This is a genomic window from Streptomyces sp. NPDC059679, assembly GCF_042734105.1.
Classification (GTDB): Bacteria; Actinomycetota; Actinomycetes; order Streptomycetales; family Streptomycetaceae; genus Streptomyces.
This window is the reverse complement of the sequence record NZ_JBHWES010000004.1, coordinates 330,310-338,331: the sequence shown is the minus strand read 5'-3', so window position 1 is coordinate 338,331 and position 8,022 is coordinate 330,310. Positions and strand designations below refer to the sequence as shown.

At 70.7% G+C, this 8,022-nt stretch carries 8 protein-coding genes; all 8 read right to left on the bottom strand.

The window, feature by feature from the left end; translation table 11 throughout:
- The coding region (locus ACFV2X_RS08080) for an endo-1,4-beta-xylanase (RefSeq protein ID WP_385612906.1) at positions 1-518 on the bottom strand (518 nt) is incomplete at its 3' end.
- A gap of 460 nt (positions 519-978) precedes the next feature.
- Positions 979-2,025, bottom strand: coding sequence for a LacI family DNA-binding transcriptional regulator (locus ACFV2X_RS08075; protein WP_385612903.1), 1,047 nt, complete (start codon positions 2,023-2,025; stop codon positions 979-981).
- Positions 2,026-2,429: 404 nt separating this feature from the next.
- Positions 2,430-3,416 (bottom strand): aldo/keto reductase, encoded by a 987-nt coding sequence (locus ACFV2X_RS08070; RefSeq protein WP_385612901.1) that lies wholly within the window; start codon positions 3,414-3,416, stop codon positions 2,430-2,432.
- Between the two features lie 54 nt (positions 3,417-3,470).
- Positions 3,471-4,232, bottom strand: a complete 762-nt coding sequence (locus tag ACFV2X_RS08065; RefSeq protein ID WP_385612899.1) for an SDR family oxidoreductase — start codon at positions 4,230-4,232, stop codon at positions 3,471-3,473.
- Entirely contained in the window at positions 4,229-5,272 is a 1,044-nt protein-coding gene (locus ACFV2X_RS08060) for a zinc-binding dehydrogenase (RefSeq protein ID WP_385612896.1), read from the bottom strand. Before ACFV2X_RS08060 ends, ACFV2X_RS08065 begins: the two co-directional genes overlap by 4 nt.
- The gene (locus tag ACFV2X_RS08055) at positions 5,269-5,706 is read right to left on the bottom strand and encodes an RbsD/FucU domain-containing protein (protein ID WP_385612894.1); all 438 of its coding nucleotides are present in this window, start codon (positions 5,704-5,706) and stop codon (positions 5,269-5,271) included. The genes ACFV2X_RS08060 and ACFV2X_RS08055 overlap by 4 nt, the downstream gene beginning before the upstream one ends.
- Positions 5,697-6,599: an amidohydrolase family protein gene (locus tag ACFV2X_RS08050; RefSeq protein ID WP_385612891.1), complete on the bottom strand. Its 903-nt coding sequence runs from the start codon at positions 6,597-6,599 to the stop codon at positions 5,697-5,699. The genes ACFV2X_RS08055 and ACFV2X_RS08050 overlap by 10 nt, the downstream gene beginning before the upstream one ends.
- Complete coding sequence (locus ACFV2X_RS08045) at positions 6,592-7,926, bottom strand: L-fuconate dehydratase (RefSeq protein WP_385612888.1); 1,335 nt, start codon at positions 7,924-7,926, stop codon at positions 6,592-6,594. Before ACFV2X_RS08045 ends, ACFV2X_RS08050 begins: the two co-directional genes overlap by 8 nt.
- Between the last annotated feature and the right edge of the window lie 96 nt (positions 7,927-8,022).

Here is an 8,022-nt window from a genome sequence, read left to right as displayed (position 1 = left end):
TCGTTGACCACGTCCCAGGCGTAGACCTTGCCCTTGTAGTGGCCCATCACGCCGTTGATGTGGTTGTTCATCACGCTGCGCAGGGTGTTCGCGTCGCCGATGGAGCTGACCCAGCTGGGCAGCTGGGAGTGCCAGACCAGGGTGTGGCCGCGTACGCGCTGGCCGTGCGAGGTGGCCTGGTTCACGATCTGGTCGGCCGGGCCGAAGTTGAACGAGCCGCGGGAGCGCTCGGTGGTGTCCCACTTCATCTCGTTCTCGGGGGTGACCATGTTGAACTCGCGGTTCAGGATGGTCGAGTACGTACCGTCGCCGAGTCTGCCGGCGGCCACGGCGGCCCCGAAGTACCGCCCGGACTGGGCCGCCTGAGCGCCCAGGGTGGACGCCTGAATGGAGGCGGAGTCAGACGCGGTGGCAGTGGCGGACGCGGGCGCGGCGGTCCCGGCCACCGCCATCACGCCGGCGGCCAGCAGCCCTAACGCGAGGGTTCGGTATCGGCCGGGTGGCTTCACAACAGTCATGGTTCTCCTTGGACGTCGAGACGTTCTCATTGGGAGCGCTCCCAGCGACGGCTGTGGTGCGGTCATGCCTGTGTTGAGGAAGGCTGCTGGCGGCCCCGACGGCCGGGTGGCCGCCGTCGCCGATCGGGTGCGGGTATGGGAAAGAGCTCCCTGTGTCGGCTGGGGATGGCTCCCCTGGGCGTCGCCGCCCGCGTCTTCGAACTCCGGCACGGTGACGTAGGGGGAACCTCACCGGATACGGCTGTCAACGGTGGTCTGTGGGGCCGACACAAACCTGTCCACCCCGCATTGTCGTTCGAGATACCGAACGGCAATCGGAAGGCCGGACAAGCATGGATGATAGGCGGACTCCGTGGGACGTCAACACCCCTTGCGTCAACCAGCCCGCCGATGGCCGATGAAGGCTGTTTGTGTGACCGGCACTTGGCTCACGTGGCCGGAACGGCACTCGCGCCGCCGTTCATTCGCCGGTCCCGCGCCATGGGCCGGTGCTCTCGCGGACGATCAGGGCGGGCTCGTCGCAGGGGTCGGGAGCGGGGGCCGCGGGGTCGAGCAGCCGGTGCAGCAGTCCGAAGCAGGTGCGGCCGAGCCCCTCGAAGTCGAGTCGGACCGTGGTCAGCGCTGGGGCGAGGAAGGCCGCGACGGGCACGTCGTCGAAGCCGGCCACGCTCAAGTCGTCGGGGATGTGACGTCCGGCTTCGCGGGCCGCCCGCATCACCCCGGCGGCCACGTCGTCGTTGCCGCACAGCACCGCGGTCACCGACCGGTCCGCGACCAGCTCCCGCGCGGCGAGGTAGCCGGTACGCGGCGTCCAACCGCCTTCCAGCACGGGCGGTTCCGGGGCACCGGCCGCGCGCAGCGCGTCCAGCCAGCCCTGTGTGCGCTGGGCCACGTCCGCGGTCGAGGAAGGCAGCGCCAGGTAGTGCACCGTGCGGTGGCCCAGGCCCAGCAGATGGCGGGTGGCATGGGCGGCGGCGAGCCGGTCGTCCAGCCAGGCCTGCGGCCGAGACGAAACCGGCTCGCTGCCGGAGGGGTGCTCTACCGCGGCCACCACCAGTGTGTCCGCGGGCAGCAGCCGCAGGGCATGCACCCCTGGGGCGTCGAAGGCGATGACCACGACGGGTTCGCTCGGCCGGGCGAGGCGGGCGCGTAACTCGGCCCGGTCCGGATGGGCGTGTCGGTCCAGCACACTGACCGCGACCGTGAATGAGGCGGCTCGGGCGGCCTCTTCGATGCCGCGCAGTGTCGAGGCGGCCCCGTACAGGCTGGTGTCGCTGGTGAGGACGGTCAGCGAGCGGGCGGCCTTGCCCGCGAGTTCGCGGGCTGCGTGGTTGGGCCGGAATCCGAGCGAATCGATGGCGGCTTCGACCCGGTGACGGGTGGCATCGGCCACGGCGGAGTGGCCGTTGATGACGCGGGAGACCGTCTGGTGGGAGACGCCGGCTTCCCGCGCGACATCGCGGATGGTCACGGTGGGGGCGCCACTGGTGTCAGGGGCCGTACACATCAAGCTGTGCCGACTCCGGGAAGGCGGCGGTAGCCGCTCGGCATGGCTGGCTCCTCGCTCCTTGTCGGTGCGCCTATGTGACCGGTCACTCGGGCGTGGGTTCGTCCTCAGTGATCATCCGCACGGCCGCCGGGCCGGGTCCGGCGGAAGAAGCCCGGAGAAATCCATGCTGCGCGAACTCTTGACACTTCGGATTCCGACGCCACAATCATGCGGTGATGTGACCGTTAACACAAGTGGTCGGGAGCGGACGGAGACTGAACTCCTGCCGCGCCTGGGGCTGCCGTACCCCGACGACCACTCCTGAACGGGTCCACGGTCGCCAGGGCCGGCGCCGTGAACCCGTGATCGACGGCTCCCAAGGGCGGCGGCTGCTCAGCCCCGGAGCCGAGTGAACAGCAGGATCACCCGGGCGTGGGCACGTCCGGCCTGATCAGACCCTGCGCGCGAAGATCGTCCCAGAGGCCTTCGGGCACGCCCCGACGGTGGAGTTCCACATTGCGGCTGACCTGTTCCCGGTCCCTCATTCCCAGGGTGACATTGACGGTACTGGGATGGCTGAAGGGGAAAGCGATCGCGGCGGCGGGCAACGTCGTGCCGTGATGTTCGCAGACCTCGGCGATGGCCAGAGCGTGGGCGACAACGTCCGGCGGGGCGTCCTTGTAGTCGTACTTCATGCCCGGTGCGGGTCGATCCTGCGAAAGCAGACCCGAGTTGAACACGCCGACGGCGACCACGCTCTTGCCGTGTTCCCGCGCGGCGGGCAGCACGTCGTCCAGCGCCGACTGGTCGAGGAGCGTGTAACGTCCGGCCAGCATCACCACGTCGGCCGCGGTCTCGCGCAGGAAGCGGGCGAGCATGGCCGACTGGTTCATGCCGGTGCCGATCGCGCCGATCACCCCTTGGTCGCGCAGATCCGCGAGGGTGGGCAGGGCTTCCTCGGCGGCCTGCCGCCAGTGGGCGTCGGGATCGTGCACGTAGACGACGTCGAGGCGATCCAGTCCCGTACGCTCCAAGGTGGCATCGATGGAGCGGAGCACGCCGTCCCGGCTGAAGTCCCACTGGCGGCGCAGGTCGTCCCGGACGACGAAGCCCTCGCTGTCGACACCCCGCGGCTGCTCGTTGGGCACCAGCAGCCTGCCCACCTTGGAGGAGACGACGTACTGCTCGCGGGGATGATCGCGCAGGGCGGCCCCCAGGCGCTGCTCGGAGAGGCCGAGCCCGTAGTGCGGCGCGGTGTCGAAGTACCGGATGCCGCTGTCCCAGGCCGCCTCGATGGCCGCTGCCGCGTCCTGGGCCGGTGTGACCCGGTAGAGGTTGCCGATGACGGAGGCCCCGAAACCCAGTTCGGTGACGTCGACGGTGGTCTTCGTGATCTTCCGGGTTCGCACAGCATGCTCCTGAAGGCCCTACGAAGGGGACACCGGCCGAGGCCGGATCGGGGGTCACCGTCCCAGCCATCCGCCGTCGACCGGAAGCACGGTGCCGTGGACATAGGCGGCCGCGTCGGAGGCCAGGAACACGGTGGCGCCCGCGAGGTCGTCGGCGGTACCCCAGCGCCCGGCAGGGATGCGGTCCAGGATCGCCTTGCTGCGCACCGGATCGTCCTGCAGCGCCTGGGTGTTGTCAGTCGCGATGTAGCCCGGGGCAAGAGCGTTGACGTTCACGCCGTGCGGTGCCCACTCGTTGGCCAGGGCCTTGGTCAGGCCGGCGATGCCGTGCTTGGCGACGGTGTAGCCGGGGACGGTGATGCCGCCCTGGAAACTGAGCAGCGACGCGGTGAAGATGATCTTCCCCTGGCCGCGGGCCACCATCGCCGCGCCCACCGCCCGGCTCAGGGCGAACTGCGCGTTGAGGTTCACCTGGAGCACCAGGTCCCAGTCGGTGTCGGTGTGTTCGGCCGCGGGTGCGCGACGGATGGTGCCGGCGTTGTTGACCAGGATGTCCACCGGCCGCGCCCGTCCGGCGAGGTCCGCGCCCAGGGCACGTACGGCGTCGGCGTCGGCGAAGTCCGTGCGGATCGCCTCGAAGGTGCGTCCCGTGGCGAGGACATCCTTCTCCACCTCGCTCCCGGACTCCTCCAGGCTGGCGCTGACGCCGATGACGTCCGCTCCGGCCTCGGCCAGAGCACGGGCCATGGCCCGGCCGATGCCCCGGCGGGCTCCCGTGACGACAGCCAGTCGGCCCGTCAGGTCGAACGCGCTCATACGACGGCTCCTTCCGTCTCGTCGGTGCAGTCCACGAGGATCTTCATCACATCGCCACCGGCCTCCAGCGCCTCGAATGCGGCAGGCGCCTCGGTGAGCGGCACGACCTTGCTGATCAGCCGCTCCGCGGAAATCGTGCCGTCCGCCACCAGGGCGACCGCCCTCTCGAAGTCGGCGCGATCGTACAACCGGGCTCCGACGAGGGTGAGTTCGCGCCAGAAGAAGCGGTGGAGGTTCACCTCGCGGGGACGGGGGTGGATGGCCACCAGGCACAGCCGACCGCGTACCCCGAGGACATCGACGGCCGTATCCACGCCACCTGCCGCGCCGGAGACCTCGAAGGCGACGTCGGCGCCCGCATCGCCGGTCCACTGCCGCACCAGCTCGGGCACGTCGTCGGCGGCCGGGTCCCAGGCGAGCAGGCCCAAGTCGGCCGCGAGCCGCCGCCGATGGGCGCTCAGCTCGACGACGCGGACGTCGGCTCCTTCGGCGCGCGCGACCAGCGCGATGAGAACGCCCACCGGCCCTCCGCCGACCACGACGACCTTCTCCCCGCCCCGGACTTCGGCCCGGCCGACGTCGTGCACGGCGACGGCGGTGGGTTCGACGAGCGCGGCCCGGTCCAGTGAGACGGACTCCGGCAGGCGTACGAGCGTCGAAGCGGGCACCGTCCAGCGCTGCTGCATCGCGCCGGGCGAGTCGATGCCGATGAAGTCGAGTTTCTGGCAGATGTGCTGGTGGCCGGTCCGGCATGCGGGGCAGGTGCCGTCCCAGCGCAGCGGCATCACGGTCACCGCGTCACCGGGCTGCCAGCCCTCCACGTCCGGTCCGACGCGTACGACGCGGCCGGACATCTCGTGTCCGAGGACCGCGGGTGTGGCGACCCGGGTGTCCATGTCGCCATGGAAGATGTGCAGGTCGGTGCCACAGATGCCGACGTAGGCGGGGGCCAGTTCCACCTCGCCGGGGCCGGGGGAGCGAGTGTCGGCCGGCCCCGTGTCCAGGGTGCGGGCGGCCGTGTAGCGGACTGCGAGTGTCATCGTGGAGTCAGGGTCCCTTCAGCGCGGACGCCGATGGTCAGCAGCAGATTGGCGTAGGTACGGATGTCGGCGGTGACGATCGTCAGCGCGAGGTCGGGGGAGCGGGCGGCGTCGTAGAACTCGAACCGGCCCAGTGCCTTCACCGGGGCGGGCGCCAGGCGGGAGCGGTACTCGGCGACGGCCGGCGGCTCCGGTTCACCCTCGGGCCCCACCATGACATGGGCCGACTCGACGGGGATCGCCCGCAGCAGGACATCGAGCACGGTGGTGACGTCCAGCAGGCCCGGCCGTAGATTGAGGTGCACGGTCCGCGCCCACTCGCCGGTGGCCGTACTGGCGGGGTAGTGGCCGTCGGCGAGCAGGACGCGGGCGCCGTGGCCCGCTCCGGCCAGGGATTCGAGGATTGCGGGGCGCAGCAGTTCCGTCAGGAGCACGGCGTTGCCTCCTCCGTCGGGGCGGGCGTGAGGTGGTAGAAGGCCGTCGCGGTGCCGGCGAGCACCGCGTGGATCTCGGTGGCCGACCAGCCGTCCAGGAGTTCCTCGACGGCGGCGGCCCAGCGGTTCCAGCCGCCGGCGAGGACACAGACCGGCCAGTCGGAGCCGAACATCAGCCGGTCGGGGCCGAAGGCGGAGAGCAGGACGTCCCACACCGGGCGGATGTCGTCGATGGTCCACTTTTCGTGGTCGGCCTCCGTGACAAGCCCCGACACCTTGCAGCGGACCTGGGGATGCCGGGCGAGTCCGCGCAATTGCTGGGCCCAGTCGGTCAGTTCCCGCCGTGCGAGAGGCGGCTTGCCCGCATGGTCCAGGACGAGGGGCAGCTCCGGCAGCCTTTCCGCGAGCCGGATCGCCTGGGGGAACTGGTGGTCGCGAATGAGCACGTCGTAGCCGAGACCGCTGTCCTGCACGGCCCGCAGGCCACGTTCCACGGCCGGTTGCTGCAGCCACTCCGGATCGGACTCGTCCTGCACGATGTGTCGCAGGGCCCGCAGGTACTCGCCTCCGGGCCGGGCGCGCAGTTCGTCGAGTACGTCGCCGATGGCGGGGGACGTCAGGTCCGCCCAGCCGACGACGGCGCCGACCAGCGGGTCGCTGTCGGCCAGGGCGAGGAGGTCGCGTGTCTCGGGTACGGACGTGATGCACTGGACGACCACCGTGCTCGTCAGCCGCCGTCCGGCGATCGGCCGGGTCGCGGCCGAGCGCAGGGCGCGTGGGCTGAAGCTGCGGCGGAGCGGCTCGTGCCCGGGCTCGTCCAGCCAGGGCTGCGGCCGGAGGTCCAGGTTCCACACGTGGTGGTGGGCGTCGACGAGGGCCAGGGCGTCAGACACGGGCGGTCCAGACGGGGCCGTCGGGGTACGCGTACTCCTTCAGCGACTCGGGATGCATCTGCGCGCTCAGCCCGGGAAGCTCCGGCGCCAGGTAGCGGCCGTCGGCGATGCGTACCGGGTCGACGAAGTGCTCGTGGAGGTGGTCCACGTACTCGATGACCCGGTCCTCCAGGGCGCCGGAGACCGCGACGTAGTCGAACATCGACAGGTGCTGCACCATCTCGCACAGACCGACGCCGCCGGCGTGGGGGCACACCGGCACGCCGAACTTCGCGGCGAGCAACAGGATCGCGATGTTCTCGTTGACCCCGCCGACCCGTGCCGCGTCGATCTGCACGATGTCCACCGCGCCGGCCTGGAGAAGCTGCTTGAACACGACCCGGTTGGCGATGTGCTCGCCGGTGGCGACCTTGATGGGGCCCACGGCCCTGCGGACCGCGGCATGACCGAGGATGTCGTCGGGGGAGGTGGGTTCCTCGATCCAGTACGGCTGGGACGGCGCCAGAGCGCGCATCCAGTCGATGGCCTGCGCGACGTCCCATCTCTGGTTGGCGTCCACGGCGATACGGACACCGTCGCCGACCGTCTCGCGGGCGGTGCGCATGCGCCGTACGTCGTCCTCCAGGGACCCGCCCACCTTCAGCTTGATCTGGGTGAAGCCGTCGGCGACGGCCTCGCGGGCCAGGCGGGCCAGCTTCTCGTCGGAGTAGCCGAGCCAACCGGGGGTGGTGGTGTAGGCCGGGTAGCCGCGTTCCAGCAGGCGGGCGATCCTCTCGTCGCGTCCGGGTTCGGCGCGGCGCAGGATGTCCAGGGCCTCCTCGGGGGTGATCGCGTCGCTGAGCCAGCGGAAGTCGACCTGCGCGACCAGATCCTCGGGGGACATCTCGCCGAGGAAACGCCACACCGGCTTCCCCGCACGCTTGGCCGCCAGGTCCCAGGCGGCGTTGACCACCGCGCCGGTGGCCATGTGCATGGCGCCCTTCTCGGGTCCCAGCCAGCGGAGTTGGGGATCGTGCACGAGGGAGCGGGAGAACGCGCCCAGGTCGGAGCAGACCTCCGCCACGGACAGGCCGACCACATGTGGGACGAGGGCCGCGATGGCGGCGGCCTGCACGTCGTTGCCGCGTCCGGTGGTGAAGGCCAAGGCGTGGCCCTCCAGCCCGTCACCGGCGTCGGTGCGCAGGACGACGTAGGCGGCGGAGTAGTCGGGTTCGGGGTTCATCGCGTCCGACCCGTCCAGATGTTCGGATGTCGGGAACCGCACGTCCAGGACGTCGAGGGCGGTGATACGGGCTGATGCCGAGGGAGGGGACACGGCAGAGGGCATGACAGCAACTCCTGTGAGAAGCAGATGGGAACGCGACTCCCCGCGAGGGAAGGGGGAGCGGCGGGCGGTGTCCGGTGGCGACGGCCGCCTGATTCA